Raw genomic sequence first — 25,927 nt, 5'->3', positions numbered from 1 at the left:
ACATCATCAACATCGGTGACCTCCTCGCAGCGTTCGCCTCCGCCCCGACATTCAACTCCAAAGGATAGAGAAGATGACATTTTCGCGCATACTCATATCAACCGTTGCGAGGCTCGTCGCCCTCTTGGCGCTCGTGCTTTCGCTCGCCGCCGTGGCAATGCCCGTCGGCGCACAGCAGTCCCTGAAGATCGCCATGATCCTGCCGGGCCCGATCAGCGACAATGACTGGAACGCCGGCGGCTATCACGGCCTGCAGGCAGCCGGGAAGGCGCTCGGCGTTGAAGTCGCCTACTCGGAAAATGTCGCCGACGCCGATGCCGAGCGCGTGCTGCGCGACTACGCATCGCGGGGCTACGGGCTGATATTCGCCCATTCCTTTTCCTATGGCGATGCCGTGCTCAATGTCGCCGCCGATTTTCCGAATACGGTGTTCATGGCCGGCACGGCCCAAAACCTTGCGCCGAATGTCGGCACCTACGACAATCCGGACTATCAGGGCGCCTATCTGAGCGGCATGCTATCTGCCGGCGCCAGCAAGAGCGGCGTTATCGGCTGGGTCGGCGGCAATCCTGCGCCGAACATGCTCGCGAACTTCCACGCCTGGAAGCTCGGCGCCGAGGCGGTCAACCCGAACGTCAAGGTGCTGATCACCTTCATCGGCTCCTGGTTCGACCCGCCCAAGGCCAAGGAAGCAGCCATTGCCCAGGTCGAGCAGGGCGCGGACGTTCTCAGTGCCCAGGCGGTCGGCGTCATCGACGCGGCGTCCGACAAGAAGGTGCTGGCGATCGGCGCCGTTTCCGACCAGAACCATCTGGGCCCGGATGCCGTGCTGACCAGCGTGCTGTGGGACCTCGGTCCCCTGGTGACCGATACCGCCAAGGCGGTGATGGACAAGAGCTGGACCAGCAAGGCCTGGACGTACGGCATTGCCAATGGTTCGATCAAGCTTGCAGACTTCCACGGCCTCGGTGACAGGGTTCCGGCGGACGTCAAAAAGAAGGTCGACGAGAAGTTCAGCGCCATCCAGGCTGGACAGTTCGAAGTTCCGCACGACATCACCATGGTGAAGTGAGCGAATGCCAGCCTTCTCCGCCACAGCGCAGCCCTCTGCGGACCGGAAGCCCGTTCCCCTCGAACTCAAGGGGATCACGGTCCGCTTCGGCCAGATGCTGGCCAACGACGACATCGGCTTTTCCGTTGGCCACGGAGAGGTGCATGCGCTTCTCGGGGAGAATGGCGCTGGCAAGAGCACGCTGATGCGCGTCGTGGCGGGGTTGCTGCGACCGCAGGCCGGCGAGATCCAGGTGGACGGCAAGATTGTCCACCTGCAGTCGCCGCTCGATGCGACGGCACTCGGAATCGGCATGGTCCACCAACACTTCATGCTGGTGCCGACACTGACGGTGGCGCAGAATGTCTGCCTCGGCCTTACCCGTGCCGGCCGCATTTTTCCGAATCTGCGCAAGGTCGCCGCCGAGCTCGACGAGCTTTCCCGGCTCTACCGGCTCGATATCGATCCGTTCGCCTGGGTTGGCGACCTTTCCGTGGCCGGCCAGCAACGAGTCGAGATCGTCAAGGCACTGTATCGCGGCGCCCGGATTCTTGTCCTCGACGAGCCGACCGCCGTTCTTGCGCCGCAGGAGGTCGATGGCCTTTTCGACGTGCTGCGAAAGCTTTCCGCTGCCGGCACGGCCATCGTGTTCATCAGTCACAAATTGCACGAGGTGATGACGATCAGCGACTGCGTCACCGTCCTGCGCGGAGGTCGAGTCATTGCCAGCATGGACAAGCAGGACACCTCCGTGGCCGAGCTTTCCCGGCTGATGATAGGTGGAGACATCCAGTTGCCGACGGTTGACGGGCATGCGCGACCCGCGACGGCGCAACGCCTGCAGGTCGATGGGTTGACCTACAATGACGGACAAAGCCTTCGCCTCGAAAATGTCGGCTTCACCGTCGGCTCGGGCGAGATCGTCGGCGTCGCCGGCGTCGATGGCAACGGCCAGCAGGAGCTCGCCGAGGTCATTGTCGGGCTGATCCGTCCACAGAGCGGCCGGATCGTTCTGGATGGTGAGGATATTTCGAATGCCCACCCGGGTGCACGCATCGCGCGTGGCCTGGCGCACATTCCGGAAGACCGGCATCGGACTGCCCTGGTTGATCTCGCCATACGCGACAATGCGATCCTGGAAGTCTCCGGCCGCCAGCCGTTCTCCCGCCATGGCCTGATGGCCCCCAAGGCTGCCGATCGTTTCGCGCGCGACCTGATAGACCAGTACGACGTGCGGTGCACCGGGCCGTCGCAGGCCATTCTCACGCTTTCCGGCGGCAACCAGCAAAAGGTTGTGCTGGGACGCGCGTTGATGCGCGACCCGAACCTAGTGATTGCGGTGCAGCCGTCCCGCGGCCTCGACATCGGCGCAACCGCTTTCATCCACCGCCAGCTGCTCGCCCAGCGCGAGCGCGGGGCTGCCGTCATGCTCATCTCCACCGAACTGGATGAGGTCCTGGCGTTGTCGGACCGGATCCTCGTGTTGTTCAAGGGGCGGATCGTCGGCGATCTCGCCCGCGCCGACGTCACGGTCGAGCGCCTTGCTACGCTCATGCTGGGGGGCGGAGAATGACGGCCATCGATCCTGCTTCTGAGACAGTGTCAGCGGCACAAACGCCCGTCCTACGGCGGCTGCGACTTTTGCTGCCAAGCGCCGCAGCCTTTCTTCTGGCCCTCGTCACCGGAGCAGTGCTGATCCTCCTGTGGGGTGGCAATCCGTTGAGAGCTTATGCCGCGCTGGCAGACGGCGCCTTCGGCAGCTGGAACAGCGTCGCGGAGACGCTGCTGCGCTCCGTCCCTCTGACCTTCACAGGTCTTGCCGTCGCCATTGCCTTTCGCGGCGGCGCTTTCAACGTCGGCGCCGAAGGCCAACTCTATGTCGGCGGGACGGCCGCCGCTATTGTTGCCCTGTGGCTGCCCGCCCTTCCCGGCTATCTGCTGCTGCCCCTGATGATGGCAGGCGCCATGGCAGCGGGTGCCGCCTGGGCGGGCCTTGCCGGCGTACTGAAGCTGCGCTTCGGCGCATCGGAGCTGATAACCACGATCATGCTCACCTATGTCGCCATCTACCTGGTGTCCTATCTCCTGCGTGGTCCACTGCAGGAGGCGGCAGGCTATCTGCCGCAGACCGACCGCCTGCCTGGCGCAGCCCGCTTCGCCGGGCTTGTCCCTGCAACCCGCCTGCATATCGGCTTCCTGGTGGCTCTCGCCACCGTCGCGCTGATGCATTTTCTGCTCTGGCGGGCGGTCTGGGGTTTTCGGCTGCGTGTGACGGGTCTCAACGCCCGTGCTGCAATGGCCGCCGGCATGGCCGTCGACGGTCTCAGTCTCTCTGCCTTTCTCATCAGCGGCGCCCTCGCCGGCCTGGCTGGCTTCATGGAGGTGGTCGGTGTACAGCACCGGATGATCGAGAACCTGTCGCCGGGTTTCGGCTATACCGGCATCATCGTTGCCCTGCTCGGCCAAACCAGCCCGCTCGGCGTGCTGGTCGCGGCGGTCCTGTTCGCCGGGCTGCAGGTCGGCGCCACGACGATGGAGGCGGCGGCAGGCGTTCCGGCCACCTTGACGATCATCATCCAGGCAATGGTGGTTCTATTTCTGATCGGGCGACCGGCCGTGGGTCAGATCGTCCGTGCCATGAGGCGGCTGAAACGATGATGTCATTTTTTTCGGATCCCGTCACACAGGGCTATCTCGAGGGCAGCATGCGCCTGGCCATGCCGATCATGCTTGCCGCCATGGGCGGCATCTTTGCCGAACGGGCGGGTGTGCTCAACATCGCCCTTGACGGCACGATGCTTGCCGGCAGCTTCACCGGCTTCGTCATCGCCTACCTCACCGGCAGCCTGTGGCTTGGGGTCGCGGCGGGCATGCTGGCGGGCGCGCTCGTCGGTGCTGTGCTCGCCCTCTATGCGGTATTGATCGGCAGCAACCAGGTGGTGGTTGGTGTGGCGATCAATCTCCTCATTGTCGGTGCCACCAGTTTCCTTTACCGGGCGATCTTCGGGGTCGGCATCACCCAGCCACGCGTGACGTCGTTTGCGCCGCTCGAATTGCCTGTGCTCTCGGATGTTCCGCTGATCGGCCCGCTGCTGTTCCATCAGGCGCCCATCGTCTATCTTGGGCTCGTCCTCATTCCCGTGGTCTGGATCGTGATGACAAGGACCGCGTTCGGGTGGCAGGTCGTCGCCGTCGGGGAGCATCCAGAGGCGGCCGAGACGCTTGGTATCTCGGTTGTGCGAACGCGCTTTCTCTGCCTGTTGCTTTCGGGCCTGCTTGCAGGCCTCGGGGGTTCCTTTCTGTCATTGAGTGCAACCGGCATCTTTATCGACAACATGACCGCAGGGCGTGGTTATATAGCGCTTGCCATTCTGGTTCTCGGCCGCAGGAATCCGCTGGGTGTGTTTATCGCCGCGATGCTGTTCGGGGCTGCGGATGCCCTGCAACTTCGCGGTCAGAACCTTGGCATAGAACTGCCCTACCAGGCATTCCTGATGTTTCCCTATATTCTGACCATTCTTGTGCTCATTTTCTTTGCCGGCAAGACGCGCAATCCCGCGGCTCTCGGCATTCCTTTTGACCGTGACAAAGCTGAGTGAGAGATCCTATGATTGTCGATAGCCATTGCCATCTGGACTTTGACGAGTTTGCAGCCGACCGCGAGATCGTCATGGCACGGGCGAGGGAAGCCGGCATCGGCGTGTTTCTGACAATCGGCATTCGTGTCCGCCAGTTCGACAGGGTGCTTGCCATGGCGGAGCGATACCCGGACGTGTATTGCAGCGTCGGCACCTTGCCGCATTACGCGGACGAGGAACGCGATGTTACCACTGCCGAACTGATTGCGCATTCGCGCCATCCTAAGGTGGTGGGGATCGGCGAGGCCGGTCTCGATCGATTTTACGGCAGCGCCTCCTGGGACGCCCAGCTAGATGTTCTGCAAGCGCACATCGCCGCTGCCCGCGAGACACAATTGCCGCTGATCATCCACTCCGTCCGCGAGGACGAAGCAATGGCCGAGATGCTGGTGCGCGAAAGCCGGAAGGGCAGCTTCCCGATCGTCATGCACTGCTATTCCGGAGGTGCTGAACTGGCTGAAAAATGCCTCGCGCTAGGCGCTTATTTCTCATTCTCAGGCCTGCTGACCTTCGAGGAAAATGACGCCCTTCGCGCCATTGCCGCGGGGCTTCCCGAGGATCGAATCCTGGTCGAAACAGACGCACCTTCGCTGGCTCCGGTTCCCCATCGCGATGAGCGGAACGAGCCAGCGTTTATCAGGCACACGATCGATATGTTGGCGCTGATCAGGAGGACAAGCGTGGAAAATGTCATGGACCTGACGCAGGGAAACTTCTTCAAGGCTTTTGCGAAGATAAGGCTGTAGCCAGCAAGCGTGTCGCGACCGCGACGAAATTTAAGCGTGGATAGTGAATGTCCAATGAGCGGCAACGTTACGAAGCAGCGCGGAACTGTACGCCTTGAGGGATTGGAACCAATGGCCCTGTTATTTCAAATTTCCTCTGTAACAGATTCGTTAGGGGAGCCAAGAACTTGGCCTGGCTGGAATGACTGATTGGGGCCGGAAGCACACTGGCAACTTCAGGTGCGGATCTTCAAAGAGCGGACATACGGGTGGACGCGGACATCGTCATGACCTGACCCTCGGTGGGCTTCGGACGGCCGGGAGCCCGACAGAACTGTCATTGCGTGGGCTACAACGTCGGCTGCGTCCACATGAGCCATGGCCAACTCGATCTCAACCAAGATCGCTCTGAGCAGCGGCTAAACTTCTTTCTTGCCCCCTGTCTCCCTGCTATCGTGGGAGTTAGGAGACGGCGCCATGAGCGAGAACCGAAAGCTGGTTGCAATCCTGGCCGCGGACGTGGTTGGGTACAGCCGTCTTGCCGGCGCCGACGAGGACCTCACCCTGGCGAGGTTGCGGACACTGCGCAGCGATCTCATCGATCCGACGATCGCCGTGCACCATGGCCGGGTGGTGAAGCGCACCGGCGATGGTGCGCTGGTCGAGTTCCGCAGCGTGGTGGACGCCGTGCGCTGCGCCATCGAGGTGCAGAACGGTATGGTGGAGCGCAATGAAGGCGTCCCGCGGGACCGTCGCATCGAGTTCCGGATCGGTATCCATTTGGGCGATGTAGTCGAGGAAAGCGACGGCGATCTGATGGGCGACGGCGTCAACATCGCCTCGCGATTGGAGAGCGTCGCCGCGGCGGGCGCGATCTGCCTGTCCGAGGATGCCTATCGCCAAGTCAAGGCAAGACTCGACCTCTCGGTCAGCGATCTCGGCAGCACACAGCTCAAGAACATTGCCGAGCCGATCCGGGTCTATTCGCTGCAAGTCGGCAGCGCAGGGACCAAGTTAGCCGCGACCCCGGAAACCTCGACGAGCCAACCGGCGACGGCAGCGGCGCCGAAGCTGTCGATCGCCGTCCTGCCCTTCGCCAACATGAGCGGTGACGCCGAACAGGACTACTTCGCCGACGGCATTTCGGAAGACATCATCACGGCGCTATCGAAGCTGTCGCAGCTCTTCGTCATCGCTCGCAATTCGTCGTTCACTTTCAAGGGCAAGAACGTCCATGTGCAGGAGGTGGGCACAAAGCTCGGCGTGCGGCATGTACTTGAAGGCAGCGTACGCAAATCGGGGAACAGGGTACGCATTACCGCGCAGCTCATCGACGCGACCACCGGCGGGCATCTATGGGCGGAGCGGTTCGATCGCGACCTCACCGACATATTCGCGGTTCAGGACGATGTCACGCAACAGATCGTCGGCGCGCTGGCGGTCAACCTGACAGAGGGCGATCGGCAAAGGCTTGCACCGGGGCAGACCCGGCACCCCGAGGCGTATGACTGCTTCTTGCGTGGCCGGGAGCTGTGGCACCGGCTGACGAAGCAAACGAACAGCGACGCCCGCGACCTTTTGCAACGTGCCGTCGAACTGGACCCGAACTTCGCCTCGGCGCACGCCTTCCTCGCCCTTACCCACGGGCTCGACTACCTGAACCGGTGGAGCGCGTCGCCGCAGCGCTCGATCGAGCAAGCCGAAGAGGCTGCGACGCTGGCGGTAGCGCGGGATGATAGCGATCCCGTGGCGCACTGGTCGCTAAGTCTGGTCAACCTTTACTCGCGACAGCACGATGGAGCCATCAGCGAGGCCGAGCGTGCGATAGTCCTCAATCCGAACTTCGCGGAAGGGCAGGTCAGCCTCGGCGAGGCACTTGTCTATTCAGGCAGATCCGAGGAGGCACTCGGCTATTTCGATCGCGCGAGGGTTCTGAACCCTTACTTTCCGGATGTCGTTCTTCACTTTCAGGCCTGGGCCTTGTTTCAACTGGGAAGGTACGAAGAGGCCGTCGAACCGTTGCTGCAGCGCGTGAACCGCAACCCCGTCACCGATGTCTCTCGCGCGCTTCTGGCTGCCTGTTACGGGCACCTCGGCCGTTTCGAAGAGGCTCGCGCAACGTGGCAAGAGGTGCTGCGCGTCAATCCCGACTACTCCTTGGAATACCGGCGCAAAGTCTTGCCCTTCAAGAACCCCGCCGATTTCGAGCTCGTCATGGAGGGGCTACGCAAGGCCGGTGTCGTACAATGACGGTGATTAATGTCCGATCCTGAACCTGTTGCCGCCATTTGCACAGAGTATGAGCAATAGCCAGTGCCGGCGCAACGACGACTCCAGCAAGATCTGCTTTCAGGAAGCTGTGAAGCCGCCCTCTATGCCAGGCATGAAAGCGCATAGCTGCCGAAGCTTTCGACGCCGACAGATGCCCGCTCGGCCTGGGTGCGCTCTATACACTCCAAACTCCTGAAAGGATTCGAACCCGTCGCGACGCCGTCCAGTGGATTGGATAAATAGAGATGTAGGCTCCAGAGCACCTGTTGCGCCCTTCCAGACTCTGCCTGCGGTGCCATGGCTCTCTCTCAATTGAACACAGTCGCGACATTAATCGGAACAGTCGACGGGACACCCGATGGTCCGGCCACGACAAAAGAGGCGCCGACCGTCCGTTCGCCGCCTCTTTGATTTTGAAGGCGCTTCGCGATCCTTTATGAAAAGGGTTGCGCGCAGGCATCGGCTCCCAGGCAAGGACACAGATGGCGCCTCGGCCGCGCGGAACCCCTTGCTTCGCCTTTATTTGGTCCTCCTGACGCTCGTCTCAATTCTCCCCAATCGAGAGCTCACGTAGTCGCCGTGGCGAAGCTTTGCGAATTCGTCGGTTGCTTGTGCCGGTGCGCTCTTGAAAACGTACCATTGACCGTCCGGTTCGCGTTTTTGATAGATCAGGCCGCCCTTCTTGCGGTGGCTGAAGCAGGTGATTGCCGTCGCCGTTCCGGTCTTGGCGTGCCAGTCGGCGTTGAAGCAGAGTTTACCCCGCTCCGTGATGAACCAGCGGCCCACGCCGAAGGACGGCGAGCCGTTTTCCCGCGACCAGGCGGTAAAGCGGCGCGCCTTTGTGGAGAAGTAGCCGGCGCCGGCTTTCCACATCCAGGAATTCTGGTTGTAGAGCTGATAGATTTCCGCGCTGCTCATCGGCTTTGCGGTCTCGATCCCCGCAGGCTCATTGGTTCCCGCAGCGGACGCGGCCGTGGCGATACCGCCGGTCAGGGCCACGGCCAGGAGCGTTTTTTGAAGCATGGACATGTTCAGGTTCCTTCTTGTTCAATTGATGCTTTCGCGGACGACCCGCCAGTCGGGGCGGCCATAGCCGTCCGGCCACGGATAGACTTCACGGTCGTTGAAGTAGATAACGGCGCTCAGGGCCGGGAACTGTGGATGGCGTTTCGCTACGCTCTCAGCCCAGTTTCGCACGTATGAATCGTCGCCTTCGTAGCCGAGTTCCGCAACCATGATGGGCTTGCCGTAACCAGCGACACGGGCGTATCCGGGCGCAAGGCGCTCTGCAAACGTCTGGTCATGGCCGGTCTTGTCCCTGTCGTATTGCTGCAGGCCAAAGACCGAGAGCCCGATGAGATCGACGACATCGTTGCCGGGATAAAAGGCTTGAAGCCCCTCATTGCCCTTCGGTGACCACATGTATCTGGCCGTCTTCAGGTGAACTTTGCAGACCTCCACCATTCGACGATAGGCCTTGGCATAATCGGCGCCATGCCAATGCGACCAGGAGAACTGGTTGTCGGTTTCGTCCATTTCCTGTGCCCAGCGAATGATGACCGGACTTTTCAACTTGGCAGCAGTCGAGCAGACGGCGGCCATGTTCGCATCGCGCGAACCGTCCAGGATGCTGTGCAGCAGTTCTTGCGAGGTTTGGCGCCAATCGGGTGACCAGGTCCAGGGCTCGACCGAGATCAGCAGGGTGCGGCCATGCGCTCGCGCATAATCATCGGCGAGGGTGAGCGTGCGCAGATCGACGTCTTCCCAGGGCAGGAAGAGGTGTTCGATCTTCGAATCGGGCGAGGCGCCGAAATCTCCGTGCGGATCATAGGCGCCGAACGTGATCGACTCCTTCGTGACGACCGGCATCTTGGTCGGCGGCGCGATGGACGATGTCGTCATGGCAAGCGGGTTGCCTTCGGCAAAGCTGCCCGGAGCGGTCGGTAGGACCGCAACTCCCGACAGCAACAGGCCGGTGAATGACAACAGGGCTATTTTGGATGGGCTATACATTGTCTACTTCCTCTAGGCTCGGCCGCAAATCCGGGTGAGCGGCATCCGTTCTCAGTTGGATTTCCTCCGGATCGGAGATCCATCGTGGTTTGAAGAAGATCGTGCGCAGGGCGGTTCCGCCCCGGCCTGCACCGGAGACGGCGTAGCGTTCTTCGAACAGCTGAAGACGGCCGCTGCCCCAGGCGAGTGCCTCGGTCGCATCCTTTCCGCGCATGATGGTTGCAGCCCCCGGCAGCGCGACGAGCGCAAGAAGCAAGGTCGCCATTACCGGACGGTAGAAACGCGGGGCCGCCGCAATCTTATTTTCCTTCGAATGGCGCCCGACGATCACCAGCAGCAGCGCGCAGTAGATTGCCGCGTTCAGGACGGTAAAGAAGTAGCTCCCCTTGGAGGCGCCGGCATCGCCGATCGCCAAGGCAGGCAATACCGCCATGAGCGCCAGCGCAGCGTAGGGCGCCAGGACTCGCGCCGGCAGCAGATCGACTTCGGACCGCCCTTTTGGCGTGACGCGAAAATCGACGAAGGAGCCCGTCAGAAAATCGTGCACCGCAGCCAGGGTGCCGGCGAGCGCCCAGGGCCAGCGCGCGAAGAGAAAGAGCATGCATTCCCAGCTCAGGATCTTGGCATCGTTGGGACGAAACGAGCTGCTGGCGCGCCAGCGATAAGCCATCACCACGAGCGCGATAGAAAGCGGCGCGAAATGCGCGAGGAAATCGAGATAGGTCACCGTCACGAAGTTCTGGCCGCGCACGAGCGCGATGATCGGCATCGCAAACATGAGCAACATGAAAAACGCAAACAGGGGATACCAGAGTTGCGAAAAGAGGAACTGGAACCTGAGCCGAGGCGGCAGCCGGCCGACGAGGCTCGGCGAGTACCGCAACAGCAGCATGACCAGGCTGCGCGACCACTGGAATTCCTGCGTCACGAGATCGCTGAAGGTTCTGGGGCCGTCACCATGGGCGATGGCATCCAGCGCATGCACACCCCGCCAGCCGCCGGCATTCATCATCAATGTCGTCGAATGGTCTTCAGCCAACTCTGGGCCAAGGCCGCCGATCTGTTTGAGGGCGACGGTACGCACCGCGTAGTGCGACCCTATGCACAGCGGCGCCAGGCCGTCATTGTAACCGGCTTGGAGCGAGCCATGCATGCTGGCTTCGGCATAGAGCCTTCCCCGCGCCGACCAGCTTTCGGAAGCGTTCTTGTCGCAAATGCTGGGGGCCGAGACATAGCCGACCTTTGGATCGGCGAACGGACGCAGCATGTGGAAGAGATAGTCGGGCGCGGGAACATGATCCGCGTCGAGTTGCGCCACGAAATCGTAGCGGCTGTAGCCGTAGTGGTCGTAGAAGAAGGCGAGGTTGCCTTCCTTGCACCGCGTGCGTCTGGGCCACGACGTCCGATGGTAATCGGATCGCCCCTTGCGGGTCGAGACGAAGACCCCGTGCCCGGAGCACCAGTCGAGGGTCTCGGGGGAAGGGTCTTCGTCGGCAAGCCAGGTGTCGTGTTCCACATCCTGGGCAAGCATTGCCAGCAGGGTTTCACTGACGACCGAGAAAGGTTCCGACGGCGCCTTGGTCACGACCATGGCCACTCGGCTGCCGGCCGGTAAGCGCAAGGGACCGTTCGGTCTTGCCGCCCGATAGAAGACGACGATGAAATAGGCCGGCAGAGCGGTAACCCAGGCAAGAACGAGGCTCACCGTAATTGTGCCGAAAGCATCGACGTGATGGCGCGGCTCCAGCCACCAGATCCAGAAATAGGCGAAGGCGCAGGCCCATACAGCCGCCGAGAACAGATATTCGGCCCGCCGATATCCGGTCAGAACCGGGACAAGAAGCGGCTCCCGGCAGGGTTCCGGAGCATGCTTCGCTTGGGTGATCGCGGGTTCGGTCACGCGCGCCTCCAGTCCGAAGAACGGAGCCGCGGTCCTCACGATGGTTTCCAGGTCGGAATATCGAGGCTGGAAGCAGAGCGTCTCGCGGGCCAGGCTGGCGTCGGCGTAAAGGCTGGGCGGATCGCCCGGCCGGCGCGGATGGATGACGACCGGGACTTCGCACCCGGTCGTTTCCTCGATCACGCGCAGCACTTCCCCAATGGAAAACCCTCGCCCGGTGCCTAGGTTGACAGCGAGGTTTGATCCGCCATTGGCGAGATGGGTGAAGGCCTGAACATGGGCACGCGCGAGATCTGCGACGTGAATATAGTCCCTTATGCAGGTCCCGTCAGGGGTGTCGTAGTCGTCGCCAAATATCTCCAGGTGCGGAATCCGGCCGGCCGCGGCCAGCAGTGCCCGCGGAATGAGATGGGTTTCCGGAACGTGCCACTCGCCAAGCTCGCCGTCCGGATCGGCTCCACAGGCATTGAAGTAACGCAGGGCAACATAACGCAGGCCGAAGGCCGCCGCATAATCGGCGAGCATATGCTCGCCGATGAGCTTCGTCATGCCGTAGGGATTGATCGGCGCCTTTGGCATCGTCTCGTCGATCGGCAGCACAGAGGGGACGCCATAGACGGCACAACTCGATGAGAAGATGACGTTCTGAAGCCCCGTCTGCCGGCAGGCATCGATAAGCGACAATGTACCGCAGACATTGTTGTTGTAATATTTTGCCGGGTTTTGCACGGACTCGCCCACGTAGGCAGAGGCGGCAAAGTGGATGACGGCATCGGGAGCATATTTCTCGATGACCTCGATCAGGCTTGGCGAGTCGAGGACGTCACCTTCGACGAAAGGGCCCCAGCGCACCGACGAACGGTTTCCGGTCGTGAGATTGTCGTAGACGACAGGCTCAATCCCCTCCGAGCGGAGGAGCTTGGCGGTGTGGCTGCCGATATAGCCGGCACCGCCCGTAACAAGGACCCGGGGCGCATCCATCAGACCGCCTCCAGTTCTCGTGCCGAACGGGTGAGAAGGCCATCGAAATAGTCGATCGTCTGACGCAGGCCGCTCGACAAGGCCATCTTCGGCCGCCAGTCGAGTTCCTGCATGGCAAGCGAAATATCGGGGCGACGCTGACGAGGATCGTCAACCGGCAGAGGGAGATGGATGATTTGCGACCGGGAGCCGGTCAATCCGATCACCTGCTCGGCCAACTCCCGGATCGTGAATTCGCCCGGATTGCCGAGATTGACCGGCCCCGTCAGCGACGACGGCGAGGCCATCATGCGCACGATGCCGCCAATGAGATCATCGACGAAACAGAACGAGCGGGTCTGCGAACCGTCGCCATATATGGTGATGTCTTGCCCCGTCAGGGCCTGAACGATGAAATTCGAGACGACGCGGCCGTCGTCCGGACGCATCCGCGGGCCGTAGGTGTTGAAGATGCGGATGATCTTGATCTCGACGCCGTGCGTGTTGTGGAAGTCGAAGAACAGCGTCTCCGCGCACCGCTTGCCCTCGTCATAGCAGGCGCGTGGCCCGAACGAATTGACGTTGCCCCAGTAGCTTTCAACTTGCGGGTGGACGCTCGGGTCGCCGTAGACTTCGGAGGTGGATGCCTGGAGGATGCGTGCGCCGGTGCGCGCGGCCAGCTCCAGAAGGTTGAGGGAACCCAGCACGCAGGTCTTTGTCGTATGGACCGGATCAGCCTGATAATGCGGGGGCGATGCCGGGCAGGCGAGGTTATAGATCTCGTCGACTTCCAGATCGAGCGGGTGGACGATATCGTGGGCGACGACATTGAAGCGATTAACGCGCTTCAGATGGGCGATATTGCGCCTCATGCCGGTGGAAAAATTGTCGAGGCAGATCACCTTGTGTCCGGCGGCCAAAAGGGTCTCGCACAGATGTGATCCGAGGAAACCTGCACCGCCGGTGACAAGAACTCTCTTAGGCGCACAAGATTTTCTCGATGAATAATTTGCGTCACGAGCCGACGCTTGCGCAGAGCGCGCACGAATTTTACCAAGATAGTTCACGACTACCTCCCGTTTTTTCAGATTTGTCCTGTGGAAGTTTCGTTTTTTACTTCGCCATTCCGAACAACTACGTCGTTCGACCAGGAGAATATTTTATTAACCTGGCTTTTTCTCTGGAAAGAACCGTTGTTTATTTAGATACAGCCAAGGGAGGCAATTGTCGTTATCCTCACATCCTGGAAATTATCGCTCCGTACATTTCTGAGCGAAAAGGAGTATGATAAACAACTTATGGAGGTGGCTTCGGGCACATCCGCTTTTTAAGGCGGGGTTCTGCGGAGATTTCAGCCGCAAAACAATTGCTTTTGTCAATTTCCATGGCTCGCGTCGGGTCATGCGCTGGAGGAATTGGATGGCTACAGGGGCTGAATCCGACGATGGTCCTCCTCCAGAACAGGAACGGCCGGCGCATATGGAGCGGCGGCGCTGGCCGCGTGAACCGGCCGTGCGCAAGGAACGCCCGCCCCATGCCTCCCCTGCCCTCGTGCCGCTGCGATTCTCGACGCAGGACCTACCACCAGCAGAACAATTCCCGGCCTGGCGGGCACATATGGCGCCGCTCGTGGATGTTCATCTGCCGCAGGGAAAATCACCGGAAGACGGGTTCCTCGCGGAGCAGATCGGCTGGCATCTCGGCGATATCCTCATCGTCCAGCAGCGCGCGCAGGCCCACAGATATATCCGCGATCAGGCCGTGCTTCGATCAAGCCCCATCGACCATTGGAACGTCGGCCTGCTGCACAGCGGCCAGGCCTGGACCGAGGTCAACCGTCGTGTCACCGAGACCGGCGCCGGCGAGATATTTTTCATGTCTCTGGGCAGCCCCTATCGCGGACGGATGACCGACACCGAAGCTTTGCTCGTGTTCTTGCCCTATGAGCTGCTGGCTCGCGATGCGAGCCTTCTCCAGAGCGCCGGCAACACGGTTCTCTCGGGCAGCCTCGCCGAGCTGCTCACGGGCTATCTCACGGGCCTCGAAACGAACCTCGGCAATCTGACGATAGAGGAAGTGCCCCGGATCATCCAAACCATCGGCGATATGGTCGTTGCGGGCGCGGCATCGTCGACAAGGACGGATACCGGTCAAAACCAGACCAACCTGGGACTGATGGAGCGGGCGCACCGCTACATTCACGTCAATCTCCATTCGGAAAACTTGACACCGGACATGATGTGCCGCGCGTTGGGGATTTCTCGTACGCGGCTTTACCAACTGTTCGAGGCGAACGGAGGCGTGCTCAATTATATTCGCAGGCGGCGATTGCTGCAGGCCTATGCGGATCTCAGCATTCCGGCCGACCACAGGCCGATTTCAGAAATCGCAGAAGCCGCCGGTTTCGAGGTCGCCGCCAATTTTACGCGCGCCTTCATCCATGAATTCGGGCTGAGCCCGCGTGAAATCCGAAGGGCGGTGGCAACCGAACAGCGGCCGGCGCCGGCCGTCCGCTCCACGCGGCGTTACGGAAAAACGATCGGCGATTGGCTGGCGCTGACGGGTTGATCCGGCATGCCGTTTTTCGGATCATTCAAATCAAAATTGCCGAAAGAGCTTGCTCGGCCTGAACATTGTATCGGCGTTGATCGGAACCGATCTGGCGCCCTTTATGCCCTCACCTCCTACGCCCCGCCTTGGCGAAGGCGATTTCGAGAAAGCTGACAACGCGCTTCAGCGTGCCCTTCATCCGCATCAGGCAAAAGCCTCAACTCAATTCTGGTGCCGTTGAAAGATTGCCGATGTACGAAGGCGGTGACGGCGAAGACTAGGCTGCTGTAGCATTCTGCCTCGCCGTTGACATAAAGCGTCGCAAGTTCGTCCATACTGACATTATCCCGAAATGCATTATCGATCTTCGTTTGGCGATCGAGTAGGCATTGATGAAGTCGAAGGTAATTTTCATTTGCTCACCTTCCGGCTGTCGCTAGAGCAACGAATAGAGGTGGGTCATCTTGACGAAGGTAGATGTGTTTGTGATCGACCAGCGCTCAGGTCGAAGTTTTTAACCTCAGTATAGTCAATTTGCCGGCGAGCGATCACGAGCCGAGCGATGTCACCGTCCTTGTCGGCAAGAGCGACCTCGTAGTTGTCCTTGATTTGCTGCGGTACAAACGTGCTGCGCGTCGGCAAGGGATTCCGAGAAGACACGGTTCTCTTCACCGATCCACAGCACGTCAAAGGTAGCTGTAAGCTGCGCGGATGTGATGTAGTTCTGGATAGCAACAGACAACACGACGAACAGGCCGAGACGACCGAGACGACCACGAGCAATGTGGCACCCGAAGATTAATCCACGCCTCAACAGTTGAGTATCTAACAGGTCTCGCAAGGAATCGAACTCGGGCTCACCTGTTACAGCGAGATAGAGTCTGGGCAGAGCCTGCCTAAAATCGAGTCGAAAAGCTGTTCACAATGCCGCTTCAGGTATCAGTTGCGCTCCCAATCGAGCGACCTCAGTAGCCAGTTCAACAGACCGAGCCGACGAGATCAACGCCGCGTAAGAACTAATGCGTATGTTCGGAGCCAGGTGCTGCGTGCTTAAACTTTGAACCCGATCACGTCCCAGCATCAGGATTTCCCTAACTGAAGATGACGAAACCCGCACGCCAAGATCGTCGCGATATTTCTCCGCCTAGTTGACGTCATCTCGGTCTATCGGGTGGCTCGGCCTCTTGAATTCGACAAGCATAAACTTGTCGCCGAAGTCCTGCGCGAGTAACAAATCTGGCCCCTTGGTGGCTCGTGAGCCGCCAAATTCGCTGTCGCAATAAGTTTCAAGTATCGATAGTGATCGATGTGCGGGGCGCAGATCATCGATGCCAGAATTGCGATAGTCAGCGGAAACGCGCGGTTTTCCGCCGCTTCCGGATCGATTTCACATTAGGTAATCGGACATATATGGTCGGGATCATACCCGGTTGGAACTGTGAGGCGTTCCGGCAGCAACTCGTTCGAGGAAGCGCGGATGACCACCAAGCCCCATTGATGATTTAGGGGGGCGGTATCTCCATCCACTGCGAGAATGTCGCCGCCTGGCCCAAATCCTGTCCTTCTGCGTTCCGGAGCTGCCAGACTATTCCGTCTTCCATCCAGAACCGGCTGCCCGACTTCGTCACCCGCAAACCACGATAACCCGTCATAAACCCGTTTCGCGCCACCGCATCGAGCAACGCCTGACGCTCCGACCGTTCACTTGGACCAGCGGACAACCGGGATTGCAGCTTCACAAACTCGCTCCAGCTATACCCGAACCGCCTCTGTGCTGCACCATTAGCATAGACAAAGACGGGATCGGGCGCGGAATTGTGTGCAAGGACCACAAACGGGGCATCGCCGTAGAGCCACTCGGGGCCCCGATCCCTGGGAAGAAGGTCCCGGCCGACAAGGCGCCGGAAGCTCCCAGTGAGAAGTTCGAAGAATTCGGGATCGTTCGGATTCAATTCGCCGTTCAGCTGCATCTCGTCTCCTTCTCCAGTGCGGCCGCTTCGCGAGCCTGTTCCGATCTAGTCACGGGATATGGCATCGGTGCGGCAATCCGCACCGATCAGAAGGGCTTAATTCGGCAGGAGATAATTCTTGCGGATATAGGATGGATTGAAGCCTGCCTTCGTCAGGTTGGCGAAGGAGATGTTCGGTTGATCTTCCCGAGGTTCGGCAGTCTCCACAGCAAAGAGAGAAACGCCCTGCGCGAGACCCTCGTTCAATCGAGCGTTGATCAGCGCCTTTTGTGCGCCACGGTTCCGGTACTCAGCATGTGTCGTTCCGCCTCCCAGCCAAGCGCATCCGTCCTCCATGAACATCGCCCCGGTTCCGATCGCCGTTCCCTCCAATTCCGCAATGAAGCAAGCCCAGCCTTTCTTGCCGACCAGGCATGACCACAACGGCTCAAGTTCCGTCGGAAAACCAAAACCTGCGCACATCAGCCTGCCGAAAATCGGCGCGTCATCGATACCGGCCAAGCGCGTGTGCACAGGTCCTTCGATTGCAAGCGGAGCCGATGGCGCAGGCCGCGTGAGTTTCATCCAGGCGCCGTTTTCGACCAGTTCCTGATCCAGTATCCAGCCACGCAGCTCGTTGGCGGCAAAGGTTTCGCGGATCTGGACATGCCGCCTGCCTGTTTTGGTCTTCAGCCATTCGAATGCGAGATTGAGTTCGTCTCTGTCATTCAAAGCAAAAATGCGATTGAGCCCAACGGCGGGAGCCGCGGGCAGCGAAATGGCGCAGCCGGTACCCACCGGCATGCAGGTAAACTCGACGCTGTCTTTAAAGGGCTGGGGCGTGATCCTGGCCATATCAATGAAAGCCTTGGCCTCGATAATCTCTTCCCAGGAGATTCTGTCGCTTGAAATGCTCAATTTATTTCCTCTTTAAATGACGGGCCCCCGAGAGCCGCTGCGCAAGCCCTGGCGGATTTTCCCGTCCCTTTCACGAGCGGTATCGCGGATGTCGAGATAACCTGCATCGCACTCACGAATAAAGTGTACGGCTGGTTAAAAGAGAGTATGGGCAGCCATCGGGAGCGTAGACAGGCTGTCAATTGCGCCACTGTTGCGGCAATCGTCGTGCACTCGTCGTCCGTCAGAAATAGATCGACATGACCAGATCCTGGTCGAAATCACCAAACCCCTTGCCGAAGAGGTTCATACCACCTGGATTTTCGGCCTTTTCGTCGATGCCGATGCGAAAGCGGATCGAATGGTGATCGGCTATGCGCAGCGAGGCGATGGTCTGGGTCGAAACCATCGCGCCATCGATCCAGGTCCCGGTCTCGTCGATCGTCCACGTCTTGAGCTTGCCGTATTGCGAGCCGGACAGCTTCCACCAGGAGGGCGAATACATGCCGCGGCGGTCACCGAAATCGCCGGGCGAGGTCCAGTGCCCGGCCTTTATACCATTCACCCAGATCGAAATGTCGGAAGGCCAGTTGGCATTCGTGGCCGGCGTCTCGGAACTCAGTTCGGCCGAGAATTCCACCTTGCGGATCTTCTTGCCGGAGACCTTGGCGTTGTTGGGAAACTTGTATTCGACATAACCGCGGGTAAACCAGAGCAATGCCGCCTGCATGCGCTGCGGATCGAGGAAGACCTCCTGCACGTCAAGCATGCCGATGACGTTGTTGACCGAACAGAGCCCGCAAGGCGCTCCCACGTCGAATTCGGTGAAGAGGCCGATCGGCATGCTGACAGTGACCACATCCTCGCTCGCCTTGGTGCCGTTGGTATCGAAGCGGATCAGGATTTCATCGTAGATGCTGGAGCAGACCTTCTGATTTCCCTTCGTCGCCTTCATCGTCTGAGTCTGGATGAGGCCGGCCTGCTCGAGCGACTTCAGATTGGTTGCCGTCGTCGATTGCGGCAAGCGCATCTGCGCCGCAATGTCGTTGACATTCAGCGGCCCCTTCTGGCGCAGCAGGTTGAGGATTTCGATGCGCGTCGGAGAGCCGAGAGCCTGAACGACGTCAACGTCCCTCATTGGATCGACGGTTAGAAGTTTCGTCTCCATACTTTAATACTGGTTCTCCAGTCTTTCTTGCTGGTTTCAGCTGATATCACGGCGTCATGTCCGATGTCGCCGCTCTTTTTCATAAGCGCCGGTCCGCGCCTCGGGAGAGCTCTCGCGGACCGGCAGGGCCTTCTCACCTCGGCCCGGAAGCAAATCTCTCACGCACTTATCCCTTGATGCCCGACGACAGCATCAGCGCCTGCGTTACGCGTTTCTGGAACAGGAGGTAGGCGACGGCGACCGGCATGGCAGCAAGGATCGCCACCGCCATATCGCGTGCATATTTGACGCCGAAGGCATCTCTCGTCTGGGTAATGCCGACCGTGATCGTCATCATGTCGTCGGAGTTGGTCACGAGGAATGGCCAGAGGAAGGCATTCCACGCCATGATGTAGGTGATGATGGCAAGGGCCGTGGTAATTCCCCAGTTCAGCGGCAGATAGAGCTTGAACAGGATCTGGAATTCACCACAGCCATCGAGTTTGGCGGCCTCGCGCAGTTCCTTCGGCACGGAGTCGAAGAACTGTTTGTAGACGATGACGACCACGGGAACGATCAACTGCGGCAGGATGATGCCGCCCCAGGTATTGATCAGGTTCAGCTTATGCATCAGCACGAATTGCGAAATCACCAGCGCCTGCGAAGGCACCATGAAGCTTGCCAGAATAATGCCGTAGAGAAGCTTGCGGCCGGGAAAGACGATCTGCGACAGTGCGTAGGCGCACATGACGCTGATGAAGATGACGACGACAGTCACGCTCACCGAGGTGACGATGGAGTTCAAGTACCACGTCGAAAGCTTCGTCTCGAAGAGTGCGTAGTAATAGGCAGAGAAATTGAAGACGTCAGGGAAAAGGGTTGTCTTGTTGACCACATCCTGTTCCGGCTTGATGGATGTCACGATCGCCCAATAGATCGGGAAAGCCCAGGTGCAGGCAATCACCAGCGTGAGGATCAGAAGCAGCGCGTTGCCGATTGTCTTGCCGGGCATCTCAGCGCTCCCGTACACGCAGGAGCTGATATTGCAGCACCGAGACGACGACGATGATGACGAACAGGATCACCGCGACAGCTGAGCCGAGACCACCATGGTTCGATCGGAAGGCCTCGCGATAGACGAGCTGCAAGAGCACATAGGTCGAATTGAACGGCCCACCCTCGGTCAAGAGATAGACCTGGTCAAAGATCTTGAGCTGAAGGATGAGCTGCAATGTCAGCACCAGCGCGGTCACCGGCCAGATCAGCGGCCAGGTGATGCGCTTGAAGCATTGCCAGCGCGTCGCGCCATCGAGCATCGCCGCCTCGTAATAGTCGTGGGGAATGTTGCGCAGGCCGGCGATGAAGAGCAGCAGGTTGAAGCCGTTGGTCCACCACACTGTGACGAGCGCCACCATCGGCATCGCCCAGATCGGATCACGGAAGACACTGACCCGCCCGCCGGTGAAGGCCTCGATGAGGAATTGCGCGATCCCGAATTGCTGGTCGAGGACCCATTTCCAGATCTGGGTGACTACGGAAACCGGAAGAATATAGGGGATGAAGAAGAGCACCAGCACCAGGCTCTGCACCCAGCCTTTCAGGCGCACGACCATCAGCGCCAGCCCAAGGCCGATCAACGTGTTCGGGATGACCGTCAGCACGACGAAATATCCGGTATTCCAGACCGAAGTGTAGAAGAGCTTCTGATGGAAGAGCTTCACATAATTGTCGAGGCCCACCCATTGCCCCTCGCCGACGAGCGGGGCGTCGGTAAAGCTCAAGGCGAACATCTTGTAGACCGGATAGGCAAAGACGGTCGCATAGGCGATCAGGAACGGCGCGATCATGACGATCGCCGTCAGCGTCTTGCGTCGCTTTTCAGTATTGACCACAGATCATCTCCCTGGACGAAGGGCTGGCCGGAGACAGGCTCCGGCCAGCATCTTCTCACTGCTGGCTCTGCAGCTCTTCGCGCATCTGTTCGATCGCATCTTCCGGATCGAGTTGACCGTTGAGTGCGGGAACCACGAAGTTCTGCGTTGCCTCGTAGATCGGGCCGGCAACGCCCGCGAGCTTGGAGACCGGGTCGAAGACGGCGGTATCGGCAAGCTTCGCATAGGTAGCGTTCGGCTGCATTTCCTTGAATTCCTTGCTGTCAGTCACCGGCTTGTAAGCGGGGATGTGGCCAGCACTTGCCCAGGAGATGCTGTGCTCGTTCATCCAGGCGATGATCTGCAGCACGGCCTTCAGCTTTTCAGGCGTGATCGGCTTGCTCTCGCTGTTTGGAACGGCGAAGGAATGCGAGTCCGCCCAGGTGGCCTGCGTGCCCAACAGGTTCGGGATTTCGATAGCCCCCCATTCGAAGCCGAGCTCACCCTTCTTTGCGAGGTCGGCCATCGTCGGCACTTCCCAGACGCCGTTGACATGCATCGCAGCCTTGCCCGAGGTGAAGAGCGCGATTGAGGCTTCATAGGAAATCAGCTTCGGCGAATAGCCTGAGGAGACCCAGTTCGCCATGGTCTTCAGCGCCTTTACGCCGGCATCGCCCGGCAGGATCTGGTCACCGTCGATAAACTTGGCGCCCTGCTGAGAGAGAAGCGTATAGAAGACGCGCCACATGGAACCGCCTTCATCCGTGTGCAGCGACAGCGGATATTCCACCTTGCCCGTCGCCTTGATCTTGTCGAGCGCAGCATTGAAATTGTCGAGACCGTCGAGACCCTTCGGCAGACCGTCGTCGCCGAGCAGGCCGGCTTCCTTCAGGATATTCTTGTTATAATAGAGGACGATCGAATGGACGTCGAAGGGAATGCCGTAGACCTTGTTGTCGAAGGTCGCCTGCTTCCAGGCCGCATCGACATAGTTTTCCTTCTTGATGCCGGCGGAAGCCAGTTCCTCATCCGTGAAGGGACGCAGGATGCCGGTCGGTACGGCAAGCGGATAACGCGACATATGATAGGTCATGATGTCGGGCTGCTGGCCGACGGCAGCCGACGTTTGCACCTTGGTGTAGAACGGCACGCCCCATTCCAGGGTCGTGGCATTGATCTTGATGTCGGGATGGGTGTCGTTGAATTCCTTGATGAGCGCTTTCATGCGCACGCCGTCGCCGCCGCTTAAGAAATCCCACCAGGTAATGTCGGTCTGGGCGAATGCGGCTGCCGAGGGCAGCAATGCGATGGCCGCCGAAACGGCAAGTTTTAAGAGTTTTCTCACGTTTGTTCCTCCTCTAAAGCATGGGTTGGGATCATCCCGCGTCACGGGATGACTTGTGCCGCGAGCCTCCTCCAAAGGCGCGCGATCAAGATCTCCTGCATTCCTTTCCGGTCTCCGGATCTCAAGCTCCGGACCCGTTCATCAGCTGAGCCTCCTGCCTTCGGCATCGAAAGCCAGCATCTCAGGCACTCTCAGAGAGAGGCTGATCTTCTCCTTCGGCTGAGGCCTGCTTTCGCGGCACTCGACCGTCATCTCCGCATCGGTTGCGGTCAGCACGTGAAGATATCCGGTGCCACCAAGCTCTTCGGTGAACTCCGCAGTGACGGGCAGCGTCAGGCCGGCCTCCCCGTTGTTGAGCCCGATATGCTCGGGCCGGACGCCGATATTGATGGCAGCGCCTTCGGCGACCGGCGTGCGTGTCGGCAGCTCGAAAGCCTGGCCTGGTGCGTCATCGAGCTCGACGCGGGCAGAGCCCTGTCCGGCGCCGATGACCTTGCCCTTAAGGAAGTTCATGCCCGGCGATCCGATGAAACCGGCGACGAACATGTTCTGCGGATCGCGATAGAGCTCCAAGGGCGCGCCGACCTGCTGGACGATGCCCTCCTTCAAGACGACGATCTTGTCGGCAAGCGTCATCGCCTCGACCTGGTCATGGGTGACGTAGACCATGGTCGCTCCGATCTGCCGGTGCAGGCGGGCGATTTCCATGCGCATTTTCACGCGCAATTCGGCATCGAGATTGGACAGTGGCTCGTCGAACAGGAAGACGCGCGGCTCGCGCACGATGGCGCGGCCGATCGCCACGCGCTGGCGCTGGCCGCCTGAAAGCTGGCTCGGCTTATGCTGGAGATAATCGCCAAGGCGAAGGATATCGGCGGCCGCCTTCACCTTCTCTTGAATCTCTGCCTTCGGCCGTTTGGCGATCGACAGGCTGAAAGCCATGTTTTCGAAGACGGAAAGATGCGGATAGAGCGCGTAGGACTGGAAGACCATCGCGACGCCGCGCTTCGATGCTTCCCTGTGCGTGACGTCTTCATTCTCGATGCTGATCTGCCCGCCGCTCGTTTCCTCGAGCCCCGCAATCATTCTCAAAAGCGTCGATTTTCCGCAGCCGGAAGGGCCGACGAAAACGGCAAACTCACCCTGCTCGATCTCGATATCGACGCCGTGGATGACCGCGAAGGCCCCGAACGACTTCCTGACGTCAGTCAGTTTTATCCCAGACATATATCCTCCCGATGGACACTCCAGACGGGGCAGCCTCCTCTGCTGCCCCGATGGCGATCAACTCACGCCGAAGCGACGGAGAGCAGGATGAAATGATAGGATTTCGCCGGCAGCGATCCGGTGAGCCTGCCCTCGTCGGTGACCTGGAAGCCGGATCCTGCCGTCGGCACGATACGGTTCTGATCCTCGACGGAGTTGCGCGCCTTGAGGTCTTCGCCCGCCATCGTGTGATGCTGGATGACCTTCGCGCCCTTGAAGCCCTGCAGGGCAACATCGAGATCGATGGCCTCATCGAGACTGCGGTTAATTGCAAAGAGCGCGATGCTCTTGCCATCCTCCTGCAGCACGGCCGAAAGATCGAGATAGGGAACGTCCTGCGCCACATCGCAATCATAGGTCGGGCCAGAGGCCGAAACCGTCAGCGCCGTGCCACGGCCATACTTCGATGCGAACTGTAGCGGATAGTAGATCGATTGGCGCCAGGCCGGGCCTCCCGCCTTGGTCAGGATCGGGGCGATGACGTTGACGAGCTGCGCCATGCAGGCGATCTTGACGCGGTCGGAGCGGCGGATGAAGACGTTGATCAGCGAGGCGACGAAGATCGCGTCCTCGAGATTGTAAAGCTCTTCGAGCAGCGGCGGCGCTTCCGGCCAGTCCCAGTTCTTGTAGCGCTGATCGTCTTCCTTGCGGTCGTGATACCAGACGTTCCATTCGTCGAAGCAGATCTTCACGTCGCGCTTGGAGCGCTTCTTCGCCTTTATGTAGTCGATGACGCCGCCGATCGTGACGATGTAGCGGTCGAGCTCGATCGCCTTGGCATAGTAGTTCAGCGTGTCGCTTTCCTCGTTGCCGAAATACTTGTGCAGCGAGATATAGTCGACGCTGTCATAGCTCGCATCGAGAACTTGTGCCTCCCATTCGGGATAGGTCTTCATCTTGTCGTTCGACGAGCCGCAGACCACGGTTTCGAGCGTCTTGTCGAAATATTTGAAGGCTTTACTGACTTCGTTGGCAAGCAGACCATATTCCGTTGCGGTCTTGTGACCGACCTGCCAGGGGCCGTCCATCTCATTGCCGAGGCACCAGATGCGGACATTGTGCGGGTCCTTGTATCCGTGCTTGGCGCGTAGGTCGCTCCAGTAGGTGCCGCCCGGATGGTTGCAATATTCCAGGAAATTGCGAGCGTCATTCAGGCCGCGCGAACCGAGGTTCATGGCGAGCATCATCTCGGTCTTGGCGAGCTTCGACCAGTCGGCAAATTCGTTGACGCCCATCTGGTTGGTCTCGCGGGTCCGCCAGGCAAGATCGAGACGCGTCGGACGCTGGTCGCGCGGACCGATGCCATCCTCCCAATGATAGGCCGAAACGAAATTGCCGCCCGGATAGCGGACGATCGGCATATCGAGATCGCGCACCATATCAAGAACGTCGGTACGGAAACCGTCCTTATCAGCTTTTTCGTGACCCGGCTCATAAATACCGGTGTAAACGGCACGACCCATATGCTCCAAGAAGGAGCCATAGACGCGCTTATCGACGGTCGAGATGGTAAATTCCCTGTTCAGGGTCGCTTTAGCCCGCATTGATGTTCCTCGTTTATTGAATTTGATTTTTGAGCAAGCTATTCTGAGAGATTTTTTTAATCAAGTAATTTGTTTAATATCCGAAAATCAGTTTTAGTATGGCGAAGGATCAACGAAATCTGTGAGAAACCAGGCGTTTCAGGCCCAATCGTCGGTCTCCGCCGGGTCGTTAAAGCCGCGATTAACCAACCAGCCTCTGGCGCGGGAACAAATTCTGCTCGGCAACGTTTTGGCGCTCGCGACAGGAGGAGGAAAAACAGATGCCAAATGCCCAATGGAGCGAACCGGTCGAAATCGAGTTCGACGATGCCGGATCCCGGACCGTCAGAGGCCCCTTCGACGCACTCATCTATCTCCACGACATGTGGCCGCGGCGCACGGGAGCGAAATTCGTCAGGGCAAGCAATGCCTGCAAGGGCGCCGTCGAAGGACGCGTTAGTCTGGAAACAGCAAGGGAAGATTTTCTCGCGGCGGCAGCAGAAGCGAGACTAACCACACATTGACCCCGAGGGGTGGACGCGCACATGCCGCGTCCACCCATATTTCTGAGGAAGGAGACTGCATGCGCGCCCTGTTGGTATCGTTGCTGACCTTGGCCGTGACCGCCATTTCGACAGGCCCGGCCCTATCTGCCGACATGATCCAAGGTTATGAACGCCCCCATGTCGTCAAGCATCGACCGAAGCCGGTCATTCGTGCACGCTATGTGCAGCGCCGGCATCTCGATTGCACGGATATGACTGTCGAATACCGCTACATTCCGCGTACGGATTTCGTGACCGTGTGCCATCGTATCTGAG

22 protein-coding genes and 1 pseudogene are annotated in these 25,927 nt (G+C 59.7%); 9 read left to right on the top strand and 14 right to left on the bottom strand.

The features are described from left to right. Positions 1-73 precede the first annotated feature (73 nt). The 6 genes from ACR9ZQ_RS40285 to ACR9ZQ_RS40260 all read left to right on the top strand — a co-directional run bounded on the left by ACR9ZQ_RS40285 (position 74) and on the right by ACR9ZQ_RS40260 (position 7,664). Complete coding sequence (locus ACR9ZQ_RS40285; protein ID WP_481430734.1) at positions 74-1,072, top strand: BMP family protein; 999 nt, start codon at positions 74-76, stop codon at positions 1,070-1,072. Positions 1,073-1,076: 4 nt separating this feature from the next. Further along, the gene (locus ACR9ZQ_RS40280; protein ID WP_481430733.1) at positions 1,077-2,624 is read left to right on the top strand and encodes an ABC transporter ATP-binding protein; all 1,548 of its coding nucleotides are present in this window, start codon (positions 1,077-1,079) and stop codon (positions 2,622-2,624) included. Next, the gene (locus ACR9ZQ_RS40275) at positions 2,621-3,709 is read left to right on the top strand and encodes an ABC transporter permease (protein ID WP_481430732.1); all 1,089 of its coding nucleotides are present in this window, start codon (positions 2,621-2,623) and stop codon (positions 3,707-3,709) included. The genes ACR9ZQ_RS40280 and ACR9ZQ_RS40275 overlap by 4 nt, the downstream gene beginning before the upstream one ends. After that, positions 3,709-4,650 (top strand): ABC transporter permease, encoded by a 942-nt coding sequence (locus ACR9ZQ_RS40270; RefSeq protein ID WP_481430731.1) that lies wholly within the window; start codon positions 3,709-3,711, stop codon positions 4,648-4,650. Before ACR9ZQ_RS40275 ends, ACR9ZQ_RS40270 begins: the two co-directional genes overlap by 1 nt. Positions 4,651-4,658: 8 nt before the next feature. After that, entirely contained in the window at positions 4,659-5,435 is a 777-nt protein-coding gene (locus ACR9ZQ_RS40265; protein ID WP_481430730.1) for a TatD family hydrolase, read from the top strand. A gap of 456 nt (positions 5,436-5,891) precedes the next feature. Further along, the gene (locus ACR9ZQ_RS40260; RefSeq protein WP_481430729.1) at positions 5,892-7,664 is read left to right on the top strand and encodes an adenylate/guanylate cyclase domain-containing protein; all 1,773 of its coding nucleotides are present in this window, start codon (positions 5,892-5,894) and stop codon (positions 7,662-7,664) included. 540 nt (positions 7,665-8,204) lie between these two features. Here ACR9ZQ_RS40260 and ACR9ZQ_RS40255 read toward each other — a convergent pair. The 5 genes and pseudogenes from ACR9ZQ_RS40255 to ACR9ZQ_RS40235 form a co-directional block, all read right to left on the bottom strand. Next, positions 8,205-8,714 carry a DUF995 domain-containing protein gene (locus ACR9ZQ_RS40255; protein ID WP_481430728.1) on the bottom strand — a complete coding sequence of 170 codons (510 nt, stop codon included), beginning with the start codon at positions 8,712-8,714 and terminating at the stop codon, positions 8,205-8,207. A gap of 18 nt (positions 8,715-8,732) precedes the next feature. Continuing rightward, positions 8,733-9,671, bottom strand: coding sequence for a glycoside hydrolase family 26 protein (locus tag ACR9ZQ_RS40250; RefSeq protein ID WP_481431005.1), 939 nt, complete (start codon positions 9,669-9,671; stop codon positions 8,733-8,735). Between the two features lie 19 nt (positions 9,672-9,690). Next, positions 9,691-11,598: a glycosyltransferase family 2 protein gene (locus tag ACR9ZQ_RS40245; RefSeq protein WP_481431004.1), complete on the bottom strand. Its 1,908-nt coding sequence runs from the start codon at positions 11,596-11,598 to the stop codon at positions 9,691-9,693. A 39-nt stretch (positions 11,599-11,637) separates the two neighbouring features. Beyond that, a pseudogene (gene galE / locus ACR9ZQ_RS40240) lies at positions 11,638-12,579 on the bottom strand (UDP-glucose 4-epimerase GalE); the annotation flags it as partial. After that, the gene (locus ACR9ZQ_RS40235; protein WP_310380650.1) at positions 12,579-13,625 is read right to left on the bottom strand and encodes a UDP-glucuronic acid decarboxylase family protein; all 1,047 of its coding nucleotides are present in this window, start codon (positions 13,623-13,625) and stop codon (positions 12,579-12,581) included. The gene ACR9ZQ_RS40235 and the pseudogene galE, both read right to left, overlap by 1 nt. Positions 13,626-13,977: 352 nt before the next feature. Here ACR9ZQ_RS40235 and ACR9ZQ_RS40230 point away from each other — a divergent pair, with 352 nt between their 5' ends. Then, positions 13,978-15,126: an AraC family transcriptional regulator gene (locus ACR9ZQ_RS40230; RefSeq protein WP_310380647.1), complete on the top strand. Its 1,149-nt coding sequence runs from the start codon at positions 13,978-13,980 to the stop codon at positions 15,124-15,126. A 116-nt stretch (positions 15,127-15,242) separates the two neighbouring features. Here the strand turns inward: ACR9ZQ_RS40230 and ACR9ZQ_RS40225 are convergent, their stop codons facing one another. The 9 genes from ACR9ZQ_RS40225 to arfA all read right to left on the bottom strand — a co-directional run bounded on the left by ACR9ZQ_RS40225 (position 15,243) and on the right by arfA (position 25,127). Further along, a complete protein-coding gene (locus tag ACR9ZQ_RS40225) occupies positions 15,243-15,443 on the bottom strand; it encodes a hypothetical protein (protein ID WP_310380645.1) in 201 nt (66 codons plus the stop codon). A gap of 1,167 nt (positions 15,444-16,610) precedes the next feature. Next, positions 16,611-17,078, bottom strand: a complete 468-nt coding sequence (locus ACR9ZQ_RS40220; RefSeq protein WP_310380638.1) for an MEKHLA domain-containing protein — start codon at positions 17,076-17,078, stop codon at positions 16,611-16,613. Between the two features lie 96 nt (positions 17,079-17,174). Next, a complete protein-coding gene (locus ACR9ZQ_RS40215; RefSeq protein ID WP_481430727.1) occupies positions 17,175-17,975 on the bottom strand; it encodes a GNAT family N-acetyltransferase in 801 nt (266 codons plus the stop codon). A 223-nt stretch (positions 17,976-18,198) separates the two neighbouring features. Continuing rightward, positions 18,199-19,122 carry an ArsR/SmtB family transcription factor gene (locus ACR9ZQ_RS40210; protein WP_310380632.1) on the bottom strand — a complete coding sequence of 308 codons (924 nt, stop codon included), beginning with the start codon at positions 19,120-19,122 and terminating at the stop codon, positions 18,199-18,201. Positions 19,123-19,288: 166 nt separating this feature from the next. Beyond that, a complete protein-coding gene (locus ACR9ZQ_RS40205) occupies positions 19,289-20,113 on the bottom strand; it encodes a carbohydrate ABC transporter permease (protein ID WP_113321107.1) in 825 nt (274 codons plus the stop codon). Position 20,114: 1 nt separating this feature from the next. Next, a complete protein-coding gene (locus tag ACR9ZQ_RS40200) occupies positions 20,115-20,948 on the bottom strand; it encodes a carbohydrate ABC transporter permease (protein ID WP_310382160.1) in 834 nt (277 codons plus the stop codon). A 100-nt stretch (positions 20,949-21,048) separates the two neighbouring features. Beyond that, a complete protein-coding gene (locus ACR9ZQ_RS40195; RefSeq protein ID WP_113321108.1) occupies positions 21,049-22,317 on the bottom strand; it encodes an ABC transporter substrate-binding protein in 1,269 nt (422 codons plus the stop codon). 141 nt (positions 22,318-22,458) lie between these two features. Next, complete coding sequence (locus ACR9ZQ_RS40190) at positions 22,459-23,544, bottom strand: ABC transporter ATP-binding protein (RefSeq protein WP_113321109.1); 1,086 nt, start codon at positions 23,542-23,544, stop codon at positions 22,459-22,461. 62 nt (positions 23,545-23,606) lie between these two features. Beyond that, positions 23,607-25,127, bottom strand: coding sequence for an arabinosylfuranosidase ArfA (gene arfA, locus ACR9ZQ_RS40185; RefSeq protein ID WP_310380624.1), 1,521 nt, complete (start codon positions 25,125-25,127; stop codon positions 23,607-23,609). A 260-nt stretch (positions 25,128-25,387) separates the two neighbouring features. Between arfA and ACR9ZQ_RS40180 the strand changes: the two genes are divergently transcribed. Further along, entirely contained in the window at positions 25,388-25,630 is a 243-nt protein-coding gene (locus ACR9ZQ_RS40180) for a DUF982 domain-containing protein (protein WP_481430726.1), read from the top strand. Between the two features lie 59 nt (positions 25,631-25,689). Beyond that, complete coding sequence (locus ACR9ZQ_RS40175; RefSeq protein ID WP_310380621.1) at positions 25,690-25,926, top strand: hypothetical protein; 237 nt, start codon at positions 25,690-25,692, stop codon at positions 25,924-25,926. Position 25,927: the final 1 nt, after the last annotated feature.

The sequence above is a fragment of the Rhizobium sp. KNZ14-9A genome (genome assembly GCF_056755015.1).
This window is presented reverse-complemented; position numbering and strand designations above follow the sequence as displayed.